Here is a 19390-nt window from a genome sequence, read left to right as displayed (position 1 = left end):
TTCCGAAAGCCACGGGGACCCAGGGCAAAAGCCGTCCAGCACCGGCTTCCGCGCGCACCCATTCACGCAGCTTGTCGACTATGCGTGGCCAAACGCCGGATCCGGCTGCAAGGCCGCCCGACCGCACCCCGCCTTGCGGTGGCCAGATCCCGGCAACGCCCTGTCCCCGGCCGGGCGTCCTGTCCCGCTCAGCCAGTTGGCCCACCCTCCGCTACCTCAGCGCGGGCAATGCTACCTAAGGCCGCGGTCCCGCAAAAGTCGAACGGATGCGGAATTCGCAGGAAAGCCGCAATTTTTGCCGAGACCCGCGCCGGCACTGTGAGGGGAATGAAATTCGTGACCGGCGCGGAACTGAAACAACTTCGCCAGGATCTAAGTGAGGCGATCGGCCGGCCTCTGTCGGCCGCCGACATGGCAAAGCTGTGCGGACTGGAGCCGAAAGCAGGCGCGGATACCATCCGCCGCTGGGAAGTGAGCGGCCCGAGCGGGCCCGCCGGGAAGCTCCTGACGATCCTTGCCATGGCCAGCGATCGCCATCCCATTCTCGAAAACTTCAATATCTTCGATCGCTGGGATGTCGACGAAACGGAACGGCCCGCCCGGCGCAAGGCCTTCAGGGAAAAGATGCGGAGCGAAATCCGCCAGCGTCTGGAGTGAAGCCAGCTTATCCACAACGCATCGGGCCAACCAGCGTACCTGACTAACCTGTGTGCTTGCGGCGCATGCTGCGCGGCGTCACATTTCCCGCAAGCTCAGCTGTTGCGGGGAGAACGATGAGTGGCACGGACACTGCGTACAATTACGATCGTTATCGCAAGCTGCTTGCGGAAGCCGATGACGAGTCCAAGCGGCTTGCGTTCATCCATCTGCTGATCGAGGAGAAAGCCAAGGACCGTTTGGCCAGCCACCTGCTTCGTAACCGATTGTCGCAACTGGACAGGAGATCGGTCGAGGCAAAAACGCGTTAAGCTTTGCCCACTTCTTTTGCAAACGTGTCGCGCAGTCCGATGGTGCGATTGAACACAGGGCGCTCGGCCGTCGAATCCTTGTCGCGCACGAAATAGCCCTGCCGCTCGAACTGCATTGCCTCCGCCGGATTCGGCGCGGCCACGTCAGGTTCGACCCTCGCATCGGTGAGGATTTCCAACGACCTCGGATTGAGGTCGGCGGTAAAATTGGCTGCGTCAGGATTGGCGTTCGTAAACAGCGGATTGTAGAGCCGGATTTCCGCGCGTTTCGCATGCGCCGCCGAAAGCCAGTGCATGGTCGCTTTGACCTTCCGGCCATCCGGCGCGTTACCCCCGCGCGTCGCTGGATCATACGTGCAGCGCAACTCGACAATTTCACCCTCCGCATTTTTCACCACCTCGCGGCAGGTGATGAAATAGGCGTAGCGCAGCCGAACTTCGTTGCCGGGCGAGAGCCGGAAAAACTTCTTCGACGGGTTTTCCATGAAATCGTCGCGCTCGATATAGAGCTCGCGGCCAAAGGTAACGCGGCGCGTGCCGGCGGCCGGATCCTCGGGATGGTTGACCGCCTCGATTTCCTCGACCTGCCCTTCCGGATAATTCTCGATCACGACCTTGAGCGGCCGCAACACCGCCATCCGCCGCTGCGCCGCCTGATTCAAAACCTCGCGGATGCAGAACTCGAGCATACCGACATCGACGACGCTGTTGGCTTTCGCAACACCGATCCGCTTGATGAATTCGCGAACCGCTGCCGGAGGCACGCCGCGCCGCCTCAGTCCGGCGATCGTCGGCATGCGCGGATCGTCCCAGCCGGCCACGTGTCCGCCACGGACGAGCTCGGTCAGAACACGCTTGGAAAGCAGCGTATAGGTCAGGTTGAGGCGTGCAAATTCGTACTGATGCGGCTTTGACGGCACCGGTAATTTATCGAGCAGCCAGTCATAGAGCGGCCGGTGATCTTCAAATTCCAGCGTGCAGATCGAATGCGTAACCCCCTCGATCGCGTCCGACTGGCCGTGGGCATAGTCGTAGCTCGGATAGATCGACCACTTGTCGCCCGTGCGCGGATGATGAGCGTGAAGGATGCGGTAGAGCACCGGGTCGCGCAGGTTGATATTGCCGGAGGCCATATCGATCTTGGCACGCAGCACCCGCGCACCGTTGGGGAATTCGCCCGCCTTCATGCGACGAAACAGGTCGAGATTTTCCTCGACCGAACGATCGCGGAACGGGCTGTTCTTCCCGGGCTCGGTCAGCGAGCCGCGCGCCTGCCGGATTTCCTCTTGCGACTGATCGTCCACGTAGGCGAGGCCCGCGCGGATCAGGCCTTCCGCCCATTCATAGAGCTTCTCAAAATAATCGGAGGCGAAAAAGAGATTCTTGCCCCAGTCATAGCCGAGCCATTTCACGTCGGCCTGGATGGAGTCGATGAACTCCTGCTCTTCCTTGGTCGGATTAGTGTCGTCGAATCGCAGATTGCAACGCCCGCCGAACTCCTGCGCGATCCCGAAGTTGAGACCAATGGACTTGGCATGGCCGATATGCAGGTAGCCGTTCGGTTCCGGCGGAAACCGGGTGACGATCACGCTGTGCTTTTTGGCGTCGAGGTCGGCCTGCACGATGTCGCGGATAAAGTCGCGGCCGGCCTCTGCCATCATCGGTTCTGCGGTCATTTTAACTTCCTGTTCCGGAATCAAGGGTCTATCTGCCAAATCCAATGGCCCCAAGGAAGCTTTAGTTATATGGGGTTCCTGCTATACACCCGCAGCCTCCCTTCCCCTGTTCATGTCAATGACCGCACAAGTTGTCACGCGCTTCGCTCCCTCCCCCACCGGCTTCCTCCACATCGGGGGAGCCCGCACCGCCCTGTTCAACTGGCTCTACGCGCACAAGCATGGTGGGAAAATGCTGCTGCGGATCGAAGACACCGATCGGGAGAGATCGACCGATGCCGCAATCGCCGCCATTTTAGATGGCCTGAAGTGGCTTGAGCTCGATTGGGACGGTGGGGTGATTTACCAGTTCAGCCGTGCGGCCCGCCATCGGGAGGTGGCCGAGAGCCTGCTTGCCGCAGGCAAGGCCTACCGCTGCTACGCCACGCCGGAGGAATTGACGGCGATGCGTGAGAAGGCCCGCGCCGAGGGCCGCACCCGCTTTTATGATGGTCTCTGGCGGGATCGCGAGCCCTCCGAAGCCCCTGCCGGAATGAAGCCGACGGTCCGCCTGCGGGCGCCCCTCACCGGAGAGACCGTCATCGAGGATCAGGTACAGGGGCGCGTCGTCTGGCAAAACGAAAATCTCGATGATTTGGTCCTGTTGCGCGGCGACGGAACGCCGACCTACATGCTGGCGGTCGTAGTCGACGATCACGACATGGCCGTCACCCACGTCATCCGCGGCGACGACCACCTGATCAATGCCGCGCGCCAGAAGCAGATCTATGATGCGATCGGCTGGGACATCCCCAGCATGTCGCATATTCCCCTGATCCACGGGCCGGACGGCTCAAAGCTGTCGAAGCGTCACGGCGCGCTTGGCGTCGACGCCTACCGCGCCATGGGATATCTGCCGGCCGCTCTGCGGAATTATCTCGTCCGGCTCGGATGGAGCCATGGCGATCAGGAGATTTTCTCAACGGAGGAAATGATCGCCGCTTTCGATCTCTCCGGCATCGGCAAGTCGGCCGCCCGTTTCGACTTTGCCAAGCTTGAAAATCTCAACGGCCATTATATCCGGCACACCGACGATCAATCCCTCGTGAAGATGTTCGAAGGGGTACTCCCCTTTGTGCCGGGCGGGGCTGCTCTTGCGGCCAAACTCAATGACCGGACCCGTGGGCAGTTGTTACAGGCGATGCCCAGCCTGAAGGAACGTGCCAAGACGCTGATTGAGCTGATCGACAGCGCCTACTACATCTTCGCCGATCGACCGCTTGAGATCGACGCGAAGGCAGCGGCCTTGCTGACGCCGGAAAACCGGCTGCTGATTGGCCGGCTTCGCGTTGCGCTGTGGGAAGTCAAGGACTGGACCGCCACGGAAACCGAAACCGCGATGCGCGCGTTCGCCGACCAGAACGGGCTCAAGTTCGGTGCGGTGGCCCAGCCGCTGCGCGCCGCTTTGACCGGGCGCTCGACCTCGCCTGGTATATTCGATGTGCTGGCGGTTCTGGGCCGAGACGAAAGTCTCGCTCGCCTCGACGATCAAGGCCCGGACTGAAGCCCTGCTGGGCGCCACCTTGCAGCGCACACAGCAATAAGCTACCCATTTAAGCGCTTCATTAAAAACATCCCGTTCGCCTGCCGGCCGTTTCGGAAAGGCACGGGGCTCTCGCAACGATCGCATCGGGGACCTCACGATGGCCGCATCTCAAGGCAAGACCGCAACGTTAACGGTAGGCAACAAGACCTTCGATCTCCCCATCTCGAGCGGCAGCATCGGACCCGACGTCATCGACATCGGCAAGCTCTACGCACAATCCGGGATGTTCACCTACGACCCCGGCTTCACCTCAACCGCGAGTTGCGAGTCGAAGATCACCTATATCGATGGCGATGCGGGAATTCTGGAATACCGCGGCTACCCGATCGAGCAACTCGCCGAACACGGCGACTTCCTGGAGACCTGTTATCTCCTTCTCTACGGAGAGTTGCCGACAGCCGCACAGAAAAAGGATTTCGACGATCGCGTCACGCACCACACGATGGTGCATGAGCAGATGGCTCGCTTCTTCCAGGGCTTCCGCCGCGACGCGCATCCCATGGCGGTGATGGTGGCCTCGGTCGGCGCGCTCGCTGCATTCTATCACGACTCGACCGACATCAATGATCCGCAGCAGCGCATGATCGCCTCGATGCGCATGATCGCCAAGATCCCGACACTCGCGGCAATGGCGTTCAAATATAATCTCGGCCAGCCGTTCATCTATCCGAAAAACTCGCTGAAATTTGCGGAAAACTTCCTTCGCATGTGCTTTGCGGTACCCTGCGAGGAATACCAGATCAATCCGGTGCTCGCAGATGCGCTGGAGAAGATCTTTATCCTGCACGCCGACCATGAGCAGAACGCCTCGACTTCAACGGTACGCATCGCCGGCTCGTCCGGCGCCAACCCGTTTGCCTGCATCGCGGCAGGTATTGCCTGCCTGTGGGGGCCGGCGCATGGCGGCGCCAACGAAGCCGCGCTCGCGATGCTGTCTGGCATTGGCACCGTCGACAAGATTCCGGACTTCATCAAAAGAGTGAAGGACAAGAACAGCGAAGTCCGCCTCATGGGCTTCGGCCATCGCGTCTACAAGAACTACGATCCGCGCGCCAAGATCATGCAGAAGATGTGTCACGCGGTACTGAAGGAAACCGGCCACGGCGATGACCCGATGCTGAAGGTCGCGCTCGAATTGGAAAAGATTGCACTCAACGACGAATATTTCATCCAGCGCAAACTTTATCCGAACGTCGATTTCTATTCGGGGATCACGCTGAAGGCCATGGGCTTCCCGACCTCGATGTTTACCGTCCTGTTCGCGGTCGCCCGCACCGTCGGCTGGATCAGCCAGTGGAGCGAGATGATCGAGGACCCGCAGCAGAAGATCGGCCGTCCGCGGCAGCTCTACACCGGAAGCACCCGCCGCGACTACGTCCCGATCGACAATCGGAAGTAGGCCGGACACCGAGGCCGGATCTCGTCCTCTGACGCGATCCGGCGGAATTCAGCATTGGTTGTGTTGCGGCGAAACACACCGCTAACTTTCGTGCAGTAGCATCCCGTGGGGTCACGCGCGTTAACGCGCGATTTACGTTATCTCCCACGGGGGCAGAATGCTCAGAATGTTAGGTTTGGCCGCAGCGCTCTTGCTTTCGGCCGAGAGCGTGCTGGCGCATGGCGAGGAGCCGGCAGCCCCACCGCCGAAGAAGCCGGCGCCCCTGTTCCCCGTACAGGTCGTGCAGACCCGGAAGGGGGCGATCCTCGCGGACCCAAGGGGCATGACGCTCTATACGTTCGACCGCGATAGCTTTGGCAATCGGTCGACATGCGAGGGCAAGTGCAGCGAACGCTGGAAACCGCTCGTCGCGGCGGACGACGCACAGGCCAAGGGTGACTTCACGGTCATCATCCGCAGTGACGGCAGCAAGATGTGGGCCTATCGCTATCGTCCGCTTTACACGTCGCAATACGACAAGGTGCCAGGCGACATCAACGGCTACGACAGCGCCAATCTGTGGCATATCGCGCGGCCGGCCTATTGAGGATATCTGGAGATCGATCTCTGAAGCCGACTGTTGAGCGGGGAACACGAGGCCCGGTGTGCCTAGGAGACCGGGCCCCGCGAACATCCCCCCGCCCATCGCGGCCCAACAGCCCAAGGGGTCAGAGCTTTTCGATATGGCAATTTCTCCACGCGCGATAGACCGTAGCATTACGGTTGGGAAGAATGTGTTGCAGTTATTTTTCTTCTGTCATCGCACAGCGCGTGAAAAAACGCGGAGCCCATCGATGAGGGCAAAGACAAGTCGTCACGACACACTTCGGAACGATCTTCGGCGCGCGGCATTGCTCGCTAGGGGCTTTTTTCGCGGAGCAATCCCATGCATCTCAACGGCAAACGCATCGCCATTCTCGCCACCAACGGGTTCGAACAGTCGGAACTCGAGGTTCCCCGTGACAAGCTGAAAGAGGCCGGCGCGACGGTGGACGTGATCTCGCTCGAACGCGGCGAGATCAAGGGATGGGACAAGAAGGATTGGGGCCGACCGGTGAAGGTCGACAAGACGCTGCAGGACGTTTCACCTGACGAGTATGACGCCGTGGTGCTGCCGGGCGGCCAGATCAATCCGGACCTGTTGCGCGTCGAACAAAAAGCACTCGCTTTCGTCAAGGACATGTACGACCAGAAGAAGGTCGTCGCTGCCGTTTGCCATGGCCCTTGGCTCTTGATCGAGACCGGCATCGCCAAGGGACGCAGGATGACGTCCTACAAATCGATCAAGACCGATGTGATCAACGCCGGCGGAAAGTGGGAGGATAAGGAAGTGGTGGTCGATCAGGGCGTGATCACTTCGCGCAACCCGGGCGATCTCAACGCGTTCAGCGCAAAGATCATCGAGGAAATGAAGGAAGGCCGCCACACGGCGCGCAGCGCGGCGTAAGCCGTGAAGGAGTGCCGTGATTGACTCAGTTCGTCATTCCGGATCGCATGATTCACTCGCATCCGGAGTGACAGGAGAATTCAGCAGCAATTGAACAGCTGAGTCAGTGGAATCGGTGTGCCTGTCGCAAAAGCCACACGCAAGCGATCATTGAAAAACTCGTCTGAATTCCCCGTAGTTTCCCTATACGGAATCATCCGGATTTTCCGACTCGCTCAGGGCTGCTATCCCAACCATGCATTACGGTTTCCTTTGAGGGAGACGGAACATGGCCCAGCTCTTTTTCCATTGTTCAAACGATGACGGCATCTGGATCGATCGGCGTTTGGCTGCGGTGAGCGATCTGACCGAAGCCATGCAACAGGCCGCCGGCGTCGTACGCTCGCTGGTGATGGCTCCCTCAGGAGAAGACTGGCGCGGCTGGACGCTGCACGCCAGCGACGACTTTGGCGACGAGATCTTCGCCATGCCGTTCAGCTCCGTTCTCGGCAAAGCAAATTGAGAGGCTGCCATGCTGGTCACCCTCTTCGCCTCCCCCCTTTCCGTCCTCATCGAAGGTTGCCAACGGTTGTTGCACAAGGCGAGCGATCCCTATCGGCCCGAACTTCACTACATGCGCGGCCCCGGCCCCGCATGCCGCGCCAAGCAGCGCGTCGAGCATCCGTGAGGTGATCAGGCTTTTTGCTGGCTTGCGTGCTCCTCTGTTTAGGTTTCTCCCTGGCTGGTACAGCCCACCTTCAGGCGTCGCCCGCGCAAATGCGGCGGCGCCGTTTTCTTATCGTTAAGTAAACCCGTTAGCAAAAAGGCTTAGACGGCACCGTCTGGCCAAAAATTGCCGAATTGTTCCTTATTTCGGGGAGATGTGATTTCAATCCATTCGGAGAACTTCCCAATGCAGATCGCGCAATCGATCTTCGCTGGTTCGATCGCCGTTTTGACTGCGGTCGCCTCGCCTGCGCTCGCTACCGGCTCGAGCCCGAGTTCCCATGCTGATGCAAATGCCTATGCGACCAGCGAGGAACCATCCTCCTCCGGCTGCCGCGCTTATCAGAAGGGACCTGATGGCTCTTGGGTAGAGATGACCTGTCATGAAGGCGTCGAGACCGCCCCTGCGCCCGTACGCCACGCCAGATCCGCGAGCCGTCATCCCGTGCGCGAAACCAGCACGCGCTAAAGCGCCCGCCGGAAATCATTATTGCATGCCCCGACCGAGGGCCGCACGCGCGATGGCGAAGGCAGGAGAAGCGGCGTCAATGCCGTTTAAAATACTGCACTTCCCGCTCGTGCTGTTCGGCCGCCGTGCGCGACTTGAAGGTGCCGAGATTGCGGCGCCGACCGGTCTTCGGATTCACTTTTCGCGAGTAGAGACGGTACTCACCGGACTTCAGTTTGCGGATCATCTGGCAATCCCCGACACGGCAGGACATTAGCCTTACGGCTTGCGATAAGCCTGCCGAAAAACTGTTGCGCACAGTTTGCGAATGATCAATCGCTCCGGCAGCTAGTTCGTTCCTCGCGTGTCTGGCCCAGCCTCTCCAGCCCGGACTCCAAAAGCGCCGGTGTTGCCTCGGGAGAACAGAGAAACGTCAACAACAGGTCCGACGCGGCGATTTGCTTCGAGCCCGCCATGCGCCCGGCCGAAAACACCGCGGGCGTCTGCAGGTGTTTCGGCAGGGGCCCGACGATCTCGATGCCTTTCACCTGGTTCAATTCGCTGAGCTGCTGGATCGCAACGTCCGCGTCACCCGCGACAACGCGCTCGGCCGTGAACCCCATGGGAACGACTGTGGCCCGATGGTTGATTTCCTTCTCGATGCCCATCTTCGCGATCAGCTGCGCGAAGAAAATGCCGCTGGCGCCGAGCCTGGAATAGGCGACCGAGCGCGCCGCAAGGAGTGTCGCGCGAAGTGCGGCTTCCGTCGAAATATCAGGAAGCGGCCGGCCGGCGGCGACGGCAAGGCCAACCCAGGAGCGCGCGACATCGACGCGGCTTTCGGGAATCACGTTCCCATCCGATATGAGACCTGCAAGCCCCTCATCGGTCAGGATCAGCACGTCGGCGGTCTCGCCCTCCTTGAGCCTCTCGAGCAGCCGCACCGTCGGCGCGAAATCGGCGTCAATGCGCACACCGCTCTTCGCCCGATATCTCTCTGCCAAGGCGCCGACAACACCCGCCAGCGCAAGCGTCGATAGTACGCGCACTGAACCGTGCATTCCTCAAATCTCCCCACTGATAGCGGCTGCTTCTAGCACGGGGATCAGGCGCTCAAAACGAATGATCCGCCAGAGCTGTGCCTGACGGATCATATTGCAGCGACTTCAACCGTCGCGGAGGATCGCCTTACTCAGGCCGCGGCCTTGGCGCCGGTCGGGACGGCGGCGATCGTCTTCAAAACCTGCGAAGCGATCTGGTAGGGGTCGCCTTGCGAGTTCGGGCGGCGGTCTTCCAGGTAACCCTTGTAGCCGTTGTTGACGAAGGAGTGCGGCACGCGGATCGAAGCGCCCCGGTCGGCCACGCCCCAGCTGAAGGTGTCGATCGAGGCGGTCTCGTGCTTGCCGGTCAGCCGCATGTGGTTGTCCGGACCGTAGACTGCGATGTGATCGGCGCGGTTGGCCTTGAACGCCTCCATCAGCTTCTCGAAGTAGTCCTTGCCCCCGACTTCGCGCATGTGCTTGGTCGAGAAATTGCAGTGCATGCCCGAGCCGTTCCAGTCGGTGTCACCGAGCGGCTTGCAGTGGAATTCGATGTCGATGCCGTACTTCTCGGTCAGGCGCAGCATCAGGTAGCGAGCGATCCACATCTGGTCCGCGGCTGTGCGGGAGCCCTTGCCGAAGATCTGGAACTCCCACTGGCCCTTCGCGACTTCCGCGTTGATGCCTTCGTGATTGATACCGGCCGCCAGGCACAGGTCGAGATGCTCTTCGACCAGCTTGCGGGCGATGTCGCCGACGTACTTGTATCCGACGCCGGTGTAGTACGGGCCTTGCGGCGCGGGGTAACCGTACTCGGGAAAGCCGAGCGGGCGGCCATCCTTGTAGAAGAAATATTCCTGCTCGAAACCGAACCACGCGTCCGGATCGTCAAGGATGGTGGCACGCTTGTTGGACGGATGCGGCGTCTTGCCATCCGGCATCATGACTTCGCACATCACCAATGCGCCGTTGCTACGCGCTGCATCCGGAAAAACCGCCACGGGCTTCAGCACGCAATCCGAGCTGTGACCTTCGGCCTGCTGGGTCGAGCTTCCGTCAAACCCCCAAAGCGGCAACTGCTCCAGCGTCGGAAATGATGCGAATTCCTTGATCTGCGTTTTGCCCCGCAGATTCGGCGTCGGCGTATAGCCGTCGAGCCAAATATACTCGAGCTTGTACTTGGTCATTGAGCCTCTCTTGAGTTGAGAATGAAAGGCGTGAGAGCGAACCCAAGGATTCCTACCCACACACGTACCCGGCCACGGTTGGGCCAGCCCTGAATAAGCAATAAAAGTGCCAGTTATCGCAGTACAGCAAACTGAGTGTCATTCAGCTCTGGGGGTCATACCCGGGCGACAGGTGCGGCAAAGGCGCGCGGCTTGCGAGTCCACGGTGACAGGGAGAGTCGCAGTCAGGCCACTTCGAAAGCCTGTTTCCGAGGCATTCGCTGCGGCGCATATCTGGGTTGGTCGGCGATGCGGCAGCGCCGAGCAATTTTCCGCAACAAGAATGACGTTCACAGTAACCAAACCTGTGCCGTCCGCGCGCACGACCGAAAGCCTGCTCTGGCTGATGCAAAGGCAAATCTGCACAGTTTTTGATCAGACGCTGAATTCTTTTTGATCAGGTTGCGGCCGCCGCATGCAGGCCCGATATCGACCTTCCCAGTAATCGCACACGAACAACTCGGGCGCACCATGCGTTAAGTGCGATACGTTTGATGGAGATTTCGATGAGTACAAATCACGGTCAGGGATCTGCGCGCATCTTCCAGTTTCCGGCCGGGGGCCGCGCAGCCCTAGGCGGGAAGCGACGGGAGGACTTCGACTCCAGAACCGATGCGAGTTCCGAACGCGTCAATGAAACCGCTTGCAGCGGCAACTGGTATCACGAAGCTGCCATCCGCGAAGCCGCCGAACGGGGCCTTGATCATTGAGCGGTCGGATCGATCAGGCCTGAAGGTGCTTGTGCGCTAGGTTCGGTGTTTCGCAGTCGTTCGGTTTCCAACCTGGACCCAGCGAACCGGGCTGCCCCGGACTGGGTTTACCGAAACGAAAGTTGCGAGCGGTCAGGCAGCTGCGTCCATTTCAGCCTCGGCATCGAGATCGGCGATGACGTCCTCGAACGCCGATATTGCCTGCTGGACTGCGGCGATCTGCATCAACTCCCATCCGCTGACCGGACCATTGCGGTTCTGCAGCGCGACCACCAGATCCCGCCGCTGCTCCTTGAGCTGGACGAGCGGCAAGCCGTGGTCAGGCAAATGTCTCATCATGCTTTAACCCCTCAATTGCACGAGATCCCGCTATATCGCGATTGGTCTGCGTTTCGCTTACAAAACCCTTGCAAATTTTAGCGATCGCCAAAACGGGCTGAGAAAACAGGTTAATCTCTCGCAGCGCGCTTCTTGGGTTTTCCCTTTCGCCGTATTGCCACCGGATTTTTTCGGCCGATATTGTCGACTGGCCCCGTTTTCGGCCCTGGCGTTTTTGGAAATCGTCCTATGCAAGGGAAAATCGTCGTCGTGACTGGCGCCTCCGGTGCGCTGGGAAAGGTCGTGGTAGCTTCGGCGCTCGCCAAAGGCGCGAAAGTTGCCGCTATCGATCACGCGGCAACGGCGTTCCAAGCAACGCCTGAGCGCATCGAATTCGGCGGTGTCGATTTGATCGATGCCGTCGAGGCCAAAAAGGCGATCGATGCAGCGGCAGGGCATTTCGGCAGGCTGGACGTACTGATCAATATCGCAGGCGGGTTTGCCTTTGAGACGACCGTCGAGGGCGACCCGGAAGCTTGGCAGCGCTTGTATGCGCTGAATGTTTCGACCGCGCTTCACGCGTGCCGCTCGGCCGTCCCTCACCTCGCGGCGTCCAATGCCGGGCGGATCGTCAATGTCGGCGCGATGGCCGCGATCCAGGCAGGCGCCGGCATGGGGCCCTATGCAGCCTCAAAAGCCGCCGTGCATCGCCTCACCGAGGCGCTTGCCGCGGAATGGAAGGGCAAGATCACCGTGAATGCCGTGCTGCCGTCGATCATCGATACTGTCGCCAACCGCGCCAGCATGCCGGACGCCGACTTTGCGAAATGGGTCAGGCCGCAGGAACTGGCGGAGGTCATCCTGTTTCTCGCCAGCGATGCCGCAAGCGCAGTGACCGGCGCGCTGCTCCCAGTGAGCGGACGAGTATAGCAGTCAGCCCGTTGCCGCTTCCGTCTCTTCATCTTATGCCTGATCGATTCAGGGTAAGGGGACGGCGGACCTGGGCTAAAATGGGCGTGTGAGTCGCTCACCTTTGTGTCGGAAACTTCGTCTTGGAAACCGCGCTTTATCTACCTGTCAAACGATTCCTCGAAGGGCTCGGCTTCACCGTCAAGGGTGAGGTCGGCGGCTGTGATGTTGTCGCGCTTTCCGGCGACGAGCCGCCGATCGTGGTGATCGGTGAACTCAAGCTCTCCTTCAACCTCGAACTGATCTTGCAGGCGGTCGACCGCGCCGCGGCCAGCGACGAAGTGTGGCTTGCCGCCAAATTCTCCGAACGCGGCAAGGGCCGGGAAAGCGACGCGCGGTATCGTAATCTTTGCCGCCGCCTCGGATTTGGCATGCTCGCGGTCACCAAATCGGGTGCAGTCGAAGTGATCGTCTCTCCGACCACGACGCCTCGCCGCGACAACAAGCGACGTTCGCGCCTGATTGCCGAACATCGCAAGCGTCTGGGTGATCCTGCACTCGGCGGCAGCACCCGTGCGCCGATCATGACGGCCTACCGCCAGCAGGCCCTGGCCTGCGCCAACGCGCTATCGCGCGGCCCTTGCAAGGTACGTGATCTCAGGCCTGCGCTTCCTGATGCAGCAAAGATTCTGCTTCAAAACGTCTATGGCTGGTTCGAGCGGGTTGAGCGCGGGGTGTACGCGCTGACTGACGCGGGCCGCGCGGCCCTCAACCGGTGGCCTCAGCAACCGATCGAGGACGCCAGCGTTGAGGTCCTATCATGAATGGCCGCGCATACAGCCGAACGTGCATAGCTGAGTTGCCGCCCCAATCTTATATTGCAATGCAACATATCCATCCCTAGATATCGGCCGCGACAATTGAGGGGTCGGCGATGAGCCAGGATTGGAATACGAAATATGGGCCGCGGCGCGTTCGGCGCGATCCGCCAACGCTTGAAGAGGCGATTTTCGCGGCGGCCGGCATCACCGAAGACTTGAACGAGCAAGCTGAAATCGCTGCCTCGCTGATGGGATTGCCGATCGAGGCGGTCACAGCCGAGGTCAGGAAGTCGAGTCGCGTGCAAGCTCGTACCGCGACGCGCGTAATCGCCGGTGAACAGGGCGCGCAACGTTCCGTCATAGTCGAGCGTCGCGTGGTCAGGAGATTCGGCAACGACAAGCGGACCGGCACCTAACGGTTTCGCGGTTCGAAGCGGCCCTCGTTTATCCGCTATGCAATCTTCCAGCCGTAAAGCCTGAAGAAAAACTTCCAATAGGCGCGATTGAACTGGATGGCCGCTCGTGCGGCATCGATTGGCGTAATGGTCAACGTCCGCGCCGGTTCAGGCTTCGGTTGTTCTTCCAGATCGATCGTCCCGGTCGATTCGCCATACCGAAACGTGAGGTTCGCGCCGAATTTGTTGGCGAGCGCGCGCATCGCATCATTCTGGGAGCCGGTGGTGATGCGCAAGGCGCGATAGCCTTTGCTCTGCGCGACCTCAATCAGCTTCTTGAACAAGACGCTCCCGACGCCCTTGCGGCGCAGGCTGGTCTCGACGCTGAAGGCGATCTCGGGCTGGAGGTCGGGCGAAGTTCCCGGTGGATGAAGCTCAGCAGCGCCGCGCACCATGCCGTCTACGATATAGGCAATGACCAACGTTCCATCGCTTGCACATTTGGCGGCATAGCGCCCGACGAAATCGTCATCCATGAAACCGTGGAACCGATCATGGCGACTTTGATGATCCAGCCTCAGCAGATGGTCCCGCAGCAGTGGAAGTTCTTCGTGCCGGCTCAACGTCCGAACCGTGCCGTTGGCAACGGTCGAAACGGCAACGTCTTGATAGTTCACGTCAAATCTCCTCGTGGCAGCCCTCGAGGAGGCGTCGAATCCCTAGGCGACTCATATTGTGCATCGCAGCATAGATTTCAAGCCCCGCGCGATGCCCGGGGCAGTCATCGTTAATGGCAGCCGTACTTTCAGAGCACCATCTGGGTCTGCATCACCACCGCAACGAGCTTGCCGTCATCGGTTTCGACGCGGGTCTGCCAGACCTGCGTGCGGCGGCCGCGATGGACCGGCGTGGCGGTCGCTATGACGGTGGCCCCTTCCTTCGCCGCGCCGATGAAATTGGTCTTGCTTTCGATGGTGGTCGTGCCCTTGGCGTCGTCAGGCAAGTTAATGACCGTTGCAGCCGCGCCGACCGAGTCCGCCAGCGCCATGACCGCGCCACCATGAATGGTGTGGCCGGCCGTGCAGAGGTCGGGACGCACGTGCATGCGCGCCACGACGCGATCCTTGCCGGCCTCGACGAAGGTCACGCCCTTCAATTCCGCAAACGGCATTTTTATCGATCGAATTTTTTCCAGAGGAGTCATCCACAAGTCCTCCCAAGCGCGCATCCCAGGCCCCCGGACGCAAGGAGCGGAGGCTAGGATTCCTCCACCCCGCACCATTCGGCAATGAATAGCGCGGTTGCCTTGGTCGATTTGCGCAAGGAATCGAGATCGACATATTCGTTGAAGCCGTGCAGCGCCGCGCCGCTGGCGCCAAAGCAGAGAGAAGGAATGTTATGGTTCAGCCCGTAGAAACGGGTATCGGTCAGCGCGGTGAACGCAAGCTCCCGCACCGGACCGCCGTAAACCGCATCATAGGCTTTCGCAAAGGCGGCTTCCGCCTCCGCCGAGTCTTTCAATTCATACCCTTCCGAGAGAAACCCGCACCATTCGACGACGGCTGGATTATTGGCGAGAAAACGATGATTTCTCGATGCTGCGGCGACATGCCTGCGGATTTCGTCCTGACAGTCAGCCACTGACCAGCCCGGCAGAATCGCGATCCGGCAATCGACGTCGCACCAGGCCGGCACGCTGGAGGCCCAATCGCCGCCGCTGATGATGCCAGGATTGAAATTGATCGGATGAGACACTTTGCCGAAATGGGGGGCGCCCTTGGCACGCTCGTTCCATTCGGCCTCGAGTTGCTCCAGAGATTGAATGAGATGGTACGCCGCGGTGATGGCGTTCGATCCACTGCCCGCCTCGAACACATGGACGGGGTGTCCCCGCACCTTCAGACGAAACCAGATCACGCCGACCTGCGAGCGAACCATCTTGCCGCCCGTCGGCTCCGGGATGAAACAGGCATCGGCCCGGTAGCCCCGCTGCAAGGTTGAGAGTGCACCGAGCCCTGTGCTTTCCTCTTCGATGACAGACTGAAAATGAATCCGCCCGGTGGGCTTGAGGCCCGCCGCCTTGATCGCGTCAAGGGCGAAAAGCGCGCCAATGGTGCCCGACTTCATGTCGCACGCACCACGCCCATACATGCGGCCATCCTTCACGACCGGGGTGAAAGGCGGCGTGTCCCACATGTCGAGCGGTCCGGCCGGAACAACATCGCAGTGGCCTTGCAGGATCAGAGATCTCCCACGGGCGGTGGCCGGCCGATACGTGCCGACCACGGTGCGCGCCTTGGAGAAATCGTGCTCGATCGGGCCAAATCCGCGCAGGTCCTTGAGGTCTTCGACATTGATGTGCCAGTCGTCGACCTCATAGCCGCGTTCCCTCAAGAGATCGGCGATCATGTCCTGACACGGACCTTCCGCGCCGCGCGTCGACGGAATCGCGACAAAGTCGGCGGTGGTTGCCAATTGCGCGTCGAAACCGGCGTCGACCGCATCCTGGATCTTCCGTCTGATGTCATCTGAGTTCATTGCTTCAAAGTTCCCCGTCAGTCCTGACGAAAACGAGTTTAGCAGTGAGGGGCGCCCGGCATATTCGGTGCTGCTTGAGAATCGCTGGCTTCTCGATAGAGACTGTACCGTCGATCTGCGGTCCCTGCCCCACCGCGGCGAATCGATCAGGGTTTTCAGACTTCGGAAAGTGGGCACGGGTTGCGAGATTTTGCAGCAGCGGGAAACTTTATGACCGAACGTTACGTCTCACCCCCGCTGCCGTCCTTCGGCCGGAAGCTGATAGGGAAGCTGTCCATCCTGGCCGTTTTTGGACTGCTCGAAGTTGCCTCCACGGCACAGGCGACGGTTCTTTCGCGTGAGCAGGATATCCTCGATTTGAGACTCGGGCAGCGGGTCAGGATCGATGATGGAACCTGCCCCGCGGGCCAGATCAAGGAGGTGGCAGGCGCCAAGATGGGGGAAACGGGCGTGGTTCGGGCGAGCAAATGTGTGCCCCGTACGGGGCCTAAGGTGAACCCGCGGTTCAAGTAAAGAAAAGCCGGACGCTTTAGGCGATAAAGGGCCTGTCAATACCAAATGCCTGTCTGCCATTGCGCGAAGCCCCGGCCCAGAGCCAAGACACCCCCGGACGTCTTGTTCGCTATTGAATGAACTCACCGCATTTCTGGACCGAGCCGGCATCCGCTCCCCAAGGCATGATTGGCACCGACGATGTCGAATTCTTCGGCGACCCCTCGATCAGCTTGTCCGAGTAGACCATGTAGACCAGCACGTTGCGCTTGGCGTCGCAGCCACGAACGATCTGCATCTTTTTGAAAAAGAGAGACCGCCGCTGCCGAAACATATCGTCCCCCTGCCCCAGCTTTCCCTTGAAGTGAATGGGGCCTATCTGACTGCACGACAGAGAGATATCCGACACCTCCTCAGCTACACCGAGCCAGCCCTTGATGCCGCCCCGCTCGGGCACCGTAAAGTGACAGGCCACGCCATCAACTTCGGGATCGTCGATGCCGTAAGTCGCCAGCTTGTCGTTGGGACTGAGCAGTTTGAATACCGTCGAGCGGCGAAAGATCAGGTCTGGTTCGTCTGCCGCCGAGGCGACCGTTGCAGCCGACGTCAGCACGACCGTCAAAAACAATAACAGCCTGATTCCCGTTCTTCCGTTATACACTTGGCGCGCCGCGCGCGGCATGGGAGGACTCCTCTAATCTGATTTCGATGACGTGAACGCCTTCGCCGAAGTTTGGGATCAAAATGGGTGGGCAACTCGTTGTTCGCCCCCAGCTTTGGTTTGAAGCCGAGTTCATGGACGCTGGACGACAACGGCTGCGGACCTTCCCAAGGACTGGTGCAATTCGGATGGAAACCTCGATGTAGGCGCCCGCCGCCTTGGCGGAAAGGTCCTGAATTAGCGTGGCGTTAATATTAGGTGAGGCTTTTTTGTTACGCTTGGGTACAGATTACAGACTTCCAAAGCGTTGAACTGGTGAAGGCGTACCACGTCTGCAACAGTCAGCCAAAGTCGGAAAATGGAAGGCGCGCGCGTGAGCGGACAATGGGTTCGGTTTTGGGGTGGGCCGTTCGGGCGGCTCGCCATTTTCACTGGAGCGATCCTTCTGGCGCCCCAAGCGAAAGCCGCAATCTATTACTTGGAAGATTCGGCCCCCGTCGTCATCCACCCCGCACCGAAGCCACAACAGCCGCACGCCAGGCCTTTCCGCCATGGCGACAGGGGCTCCGGGTTCGTCCTCGAGAAGGAGTCCAAGCCGCAAGGGCCCTTGATCATCTCGATTTCGATCGGCCAGCAAAAGCTCCGGCTTTACGACGCCAACGGACTGTTCGCGGAGACACCGATTTCCACCGGCATGCCTGGCCATCCAACCCCTATGGGCGTTTTCAGCGTCATTCAAAAACAGAAATTCCATCGATCGAATATCTACAGCGGCGCACCGATGCCGTTCATGCAACGGATCACCTGGTCGGGCGTCGCCATGCACGCCGGGGTGCTTCCGGGCTATCCGGCCTCGCACGGCTGCATTCGTATGCCCATGGGCTTCGCCGTCAAGATGTACGGCTGGACGCGGATGGGCGCCCGCGTCATCGTCGCGCCAGGGGATGTGACCCCTGCCAGCTTCGCACATCCCTTGCTTGCGACAATCAAGGTCGCCCCGCCGCCGCTGACCATGCAAGAGACCAAGACTGACGTGGCTGCCGTTCAACCCGCGGCAGAGCCGCTGCAGGCCAAGGCGGGCGCGGCGCCGGCTGCCATCACGACCGGAATGGAATTGGGGGCCACGGTCGGTCACGTCGACCAGGTGAAATCTGCTGCGGAGGAGAGCGCCCCTCCGACGGCGGTGAAGACCGCCGACGCCAGCGCCGCACTGTCGGCAGCACTCGGAAAATCGGACGAAATCCAGCACGCAACGACCGCAAGTGATGCTGCCAAGCCGATCAATGGTGACAGCGCTCCCTTGCCGAAGGCCGCGATCGCACCGGCTAACGAGGCAGCCAGCAGCCCGCCACCGGCGAAGCCAGCGAGCAAAGTGACAACCGAAATTCAGAGCCACGAGCCGGTCGATGCCCCTTCCAGGTCAACGACCTCCGTCACCCTCCCGGTGACACAGCCGGTCAACCAGGCGGCCCCGCCCGTCGCAGCGACAGAGGAGCCACTCATCGATGACCTCGATAATGCCAGGCCCGGCACGCAGAAGACAGATCCCGGCTTTGCTTTCCGGGGCTCCGGGCAAATTGCGGTCTTCATCAGCGGCAAGGACTCGAAACTGTACATCCGGCAGAATTTCTCACCGCTGTTCCAAATCCCGGTCACGATTGCCGCCGACATACGCCCGCTCGGCACGCATATTTTCACGGCGCGCGTCGACAGCCACGACGCCAATGTCCTGCATTGGTCGGTGATCTCGCTGCCAAATCTCTCCAAATTCGCGGAACGACACGACAACCAACGCCGTTCACAGCGCCACAGGTTCGCAAGCGCCGCGCCGACCGAGGCCAAGCCGCAACCCGACACTCCGGCCGAGGCGCTCGATCGACTAAGCCTGCCTCCGGAAGTCATGGCCAAGGTCTACGAGGCGGTGACCACCGGCGGATCAATCATCGTCTCCGATCAGGGCATCTCGGCCGGCGAAACCGGCGAGGGAACGGATTTCATCGTCTCACTGCGCTA

Annotated in this window: 24 protein-coding genes and 1 pseudogene; 15 read left to right on the top strand and 10 right to left on the bottom strand. The window is 60.5% G+C overall.

Going from position 1 to position 19390, the window contains the following annotated elements:
- Window positions 1–205, bottom strand: a pseudogene (locus tag NEZ08_RS15890) (ComEC family competence protein); the annotation flags it as partial.
- 122 nt (window positions 206–327) lie between these two features.
- Here NEZ08_RS15890 and NEZ08_RS15885 point away from each other — a divergent pair.
- A complete protein-coding gene (locus NEZ08_RS15885; protein WP_298108668.1) occupies window positions 328–657 on the top strand; it encodes a hypothetical protein in 330 nt (109 codons plus the stop codon).
- A 116-nt stretch (window positions 658–773) separates the two neighbouring features.
- Window positions 774–968 (top strand): hypothetical protein, encoded by a 195-nt coding sequence (locus tag NEZ08_RS15880; protein ID WP_298108666.1) that lies wholly within the window; start codon window positions 774–776, stop codon window positions 966–968.
- On the opposite strand, the gene NEZ08_RS15875 is transcribed toward NEZ08_RS15880, so the two are convergent.
- Entirely contained in the window at window positions 965–2644 is a 1680-nt protein-coding gene (locus NEZ08_RS15875; RefSeq protein WP_298108665.1) for a glutamine--tRNA ligase/YqeY domain fusion protein, read from the bottom strand. The two genes, NEZ08_RS15880 and NEZ08_RS15875, sit on opposite strands and share 4 nt — an antisense overlap.
- A gap of 118 nt (window positions 2645–2762) precedes the next feature.
- On the opposite strand from NEZ08_RS15875, the gene gltX reads away from it, so the two are divergent.
- From gltX to NEZ08_RS15840, 7 genes are all read left to right on the top strand, one after another.
- Window positions 2763–4187, top strand: a complete 1425-nt coding sequence (gene gltX, locus NEZ08_RS15870; protein WP_298108662.1) for a glutamate--tRNA ligase — start codon at window positions 2763–2765, stop codon at window positions 4185–4187.
- Between the two features lie 139 nt (window positions 4188–4326).
- Window positions 4327–5628: a citrate synthase gene (gltA, locus tag NEZ08_RS15865; RefSeq protein ID WP_298108659.1), complete on the top strand. Its 1302-nt coding sequence runs from the start codon at window positions 4327–4329 to the stop codon at window positions 5626–5628.
- Window positions 5629–5785: 157 nt separating this feature from the next.
- The gene (locus NEZ08_RS15860; RefSeq protein ID WP_298108656.1) at window positions 5786–6214 is read left to right on the top strand and encodes a hypothetical protein; all 429 of its coding nucleotides are present in this window, start codon (window positions 5786–5788) and stop codon (window positions 6212–6214) included.
- Window positions 6215–6553: 339 nt separating this feature from the next.
- A complete protein-coding gene (locus NEZ08_RS15855; protein WP_298108653.1) occupies window positions 6554–7114 on the top strand; it encodes a type 1 glutamine amidotransferase domain-containing protein in 561 nt (186 codons plus the stop codon).
- A gap of 268 nt (window positions 7115–7382) precedes the next feature.
- Window positions 7383–7616, top strand: coding sequence for a hypothetical protein (locus tag NEZ08_RS15850; RefSeq protein WP_298108650.1), 234 nt, complete (start codon window positions 7383–7385; stop codon window positions 7614–7616).
- 9 nt (window positions 7617–7625) lie between these two features.
- The gene (locus tag NEZ08_RS15845) at window positions 7626–7781 is read left to right on the top strand and encodes a hypothetical protein (RefSeq protein WP_298108647.1); all 156 of its coding nucleotides are present in this window, start codon (window positions 7626–7628) and stop codon (window positions 7779–7781) included.
- 225 nt (window positions 7782–8006) lie between these two features.
- Window positions 8007–8288 carry a hypothetical protein gene (locus NEZ08_RS15840; RefSeq protein ID WP_298108644.1) on the top strand — a complete coding sequence of 94 codons (282 nt, stop codon included), beginning with the start codon at window positions 8007–8009 and terminating at the stop codon, window positions 8286–8288.
- A gap of 76 nt (window positions 8289–8364) precedes the next feature.
- Here NEZ08_RS15840 and NEZ08_RS15835 read toward each other — a convergent pair whose 3' ends face one another.
- The 3 genes from NEZ08_RS15835 to NEZ08_RS15825 form a co-directional block, all read right to left on the bottom strand.
- Window positions 8365–8514 (bottom strand): hypothetical protein, encoded by a 150-nt coding sequence (locus tag NEZ08_RS15835; protein WP_298108641.1) that lies wholly within the window; start codon window positions 8512–8514, stop codon window positions 8365–8367.
- Between the two features lie 85 nt (window positions 8515–8599).
- Window positions 8600–9328 carry a substrate-binding domain-containing protein gene (locus tag NEZ08_RS15830; protein WP_298108638.1) on the bottom strand — a complete coding sequence of 243 codons (729 nt, stop codon included), beginning with the start codon at window positions 9326–9328 and terminating at the stop codon, window positions 8600–8602.
- Window positions 9329–9459: 131 nt separating this feature from the next.
- Window positions 9460–10494: a glutamine synthetase beta-grasp domain-containing protein gene (locus NEZ08_RS15825; protein WP_298108635.1), complete on the bottom strand. Its 1035-nt coding sequence runs from the start codon at window positions 10492–10494 to the stop codon at window positions 9460–9462.
- Window positions 10495–11039: 545 nt separating this feature from the next.
- Between NEZ08_RS15825 and NEZ08_RS15820 the strand changes: the two genes are divergently transcribed.
- Window positions 11040–11243 (top strand): DUF2735 domain-containing protein, encoded by a 204-nt coding sequence (locus tag NEZ08_RS15820; protein WP_298108633.1) that lies wholly within the window; start codon window positions 11040–11042, stop codon window positions 11241–11243.
- 132 nt (window positions 11244–11375) lie between these two features.
- On the opposite strand, the gene NEZ08_RS15815 is transcribed toward NEZ08_RS15820, so the two are convergent.
- Window positions 11376–11582, bottom strand: coding sequence for a hypothetical protein (locus NEZ08_RS15815; RefSeq protein WP_298108630.1), 207 nt, complete (start codon window positions 11580–11582; stop codon window positions 11376–11378).
- A gap of 228 nt (window positions 11583–11810) precedes the next feature.
- On the opposite strand from NEZ08_RS15815, the gene fabG reads away from it, so the two are divergent.
- From fabG to NEZ08_RS15800, 3 genes are all read left to right on the top strand, one after another.
- Window positions 11811–12491 (top strand): 3-oxoacyl-ACP reductase FabG, encoded by a 681-nt coding sequence (gene fabG, locus NEZ08_RS15810; RefSeq protein WP_298108627.1) that lies wholly within the window; start codon window positions 11811–11813, stop codon window positions 12489–12491.
- A 122-nt stretch (window positions 12492–12613) separates the two neighbouring features.
- Window positions 12614–13294, top strand: a complete 681-nt coding sequence (locus tag NEZ08_RS15805; protein WP_298108624.1) for a DUF2161 domain-containing phosphodiesterase — start codon at window positions 12614–12616, stop codon at window positions 13292–13294.
- Window positions 13295–13404: 110 nt separating this feature from the next.
- The gene (locus NEZ08_RS15800) at window positions 13405–13707 is read left to right on the top strand and encodes a hypothetical protein (protein WP_298108621.1); all 303 of its coding nucleotides are present in this window, start codon (window positions 13405–13407) and stop codon (window positions 13705–13707) included.
- A 35-nt stretch (window positions 13708–13742) separates the two neighbouring features.
- Here the strand turns inward: NEZ08_RS15800 and NEZ08_RS15795 are convergent, their stop codons facing one another.
- The 3 genes from NEZ08_RS15795 to NEZ08_RS15785 form a co-directional block, all read right to left on the bottom strand.
- Window positions 13743–14363 (bottom strand): GNAT family N-acetyltransferase, encoded by a 621-nt coding sequence (locus NEZ08_RS15795; protein WP_298108618.1) that lies wholly within the window; start codon window positions 14361–14363, stop codon window positions 13743–13745.
- A gap of 128 nt (window positions 14364–14491) precedes the next feature.
- A complete protein-coding gene (locus NEZ08_RS15790; protein ID WP_298108616.1) occupies window positions 14492–14890 on the bottom strand; it encodes a PaaI family thioesterase in 399 nt (132 codons plus the stop codon).
- Window positions 14891–14943: 53 nt separating this feature from the next.
- Complete coding sequence (locus NEZ08_RS15785) at window positions 14944–16224, bottom strand: ArgE/DapE family deacylase (RefSeq protein WP_298108613.1); 1281 nt, start codon at window positions 16222–16224, stop codon at window positions 14944–14946.
- Window positions 16225–16434: 210 nt separating this feature from the next.
- Here NEZ08_RS15785 and NEZ08_RS15780 point away from each other — a divergent pair, with 210 nt between their 5' ends.
- Window positions 16435–16737, top strand: a complete 303-nt coding sequence (locus NEZ08_RS15780) for a DUF6719 family protein (protein WP_298108610.1) — start codon at window positions 16435–16437, stop codon at window positions 16735–16737.
- Between the two features lie 109 nt (window positions 16738–16846).
- Here NEZ08_RS15780 and NEZ08_RS15775 read toward each other — a convergent pair whose 3' ends face one another.
- A complete protein-coding gene (locus NEZ08_RS15775) occupies window positions 16847–17398 on the bottom strand; it encodes a CreA family protein (RefSeq protein WP_298108607.1) in 552 nt (183 codons plus the stop codon).
- A 352-nt stretch (window positions 17399–17750) separates the two neighbouring features.
- On the opposite strand from NEZ08_RS15775, the gene NEZ08_RS15770 reads away from it, so the two are divergent.
- Window positions 17751–19390: L,D-transpeptidase (locus NEZ08_RS15770; RefSeq protein WP_367278421.1), on the top strand; the 1640-nt coding region annotated here is incomplete at its 3' end.

Source organism: Bradyrhizobium sp., assembly GCF_027451485.1.
In the GTDB taxonomy this organism is placed as follows: domain Bacteria; phylum Pseudomonadota; class Alphaproteobacteria; order Rhizobiales; family Xanthobacteraceae; genus Bradyrhizobium.
The sequence above is the reverse complement of the archived record's forward strand: the minus strand, read 5'-3'. Positions and strand labels throughout refer to the sequence as shown.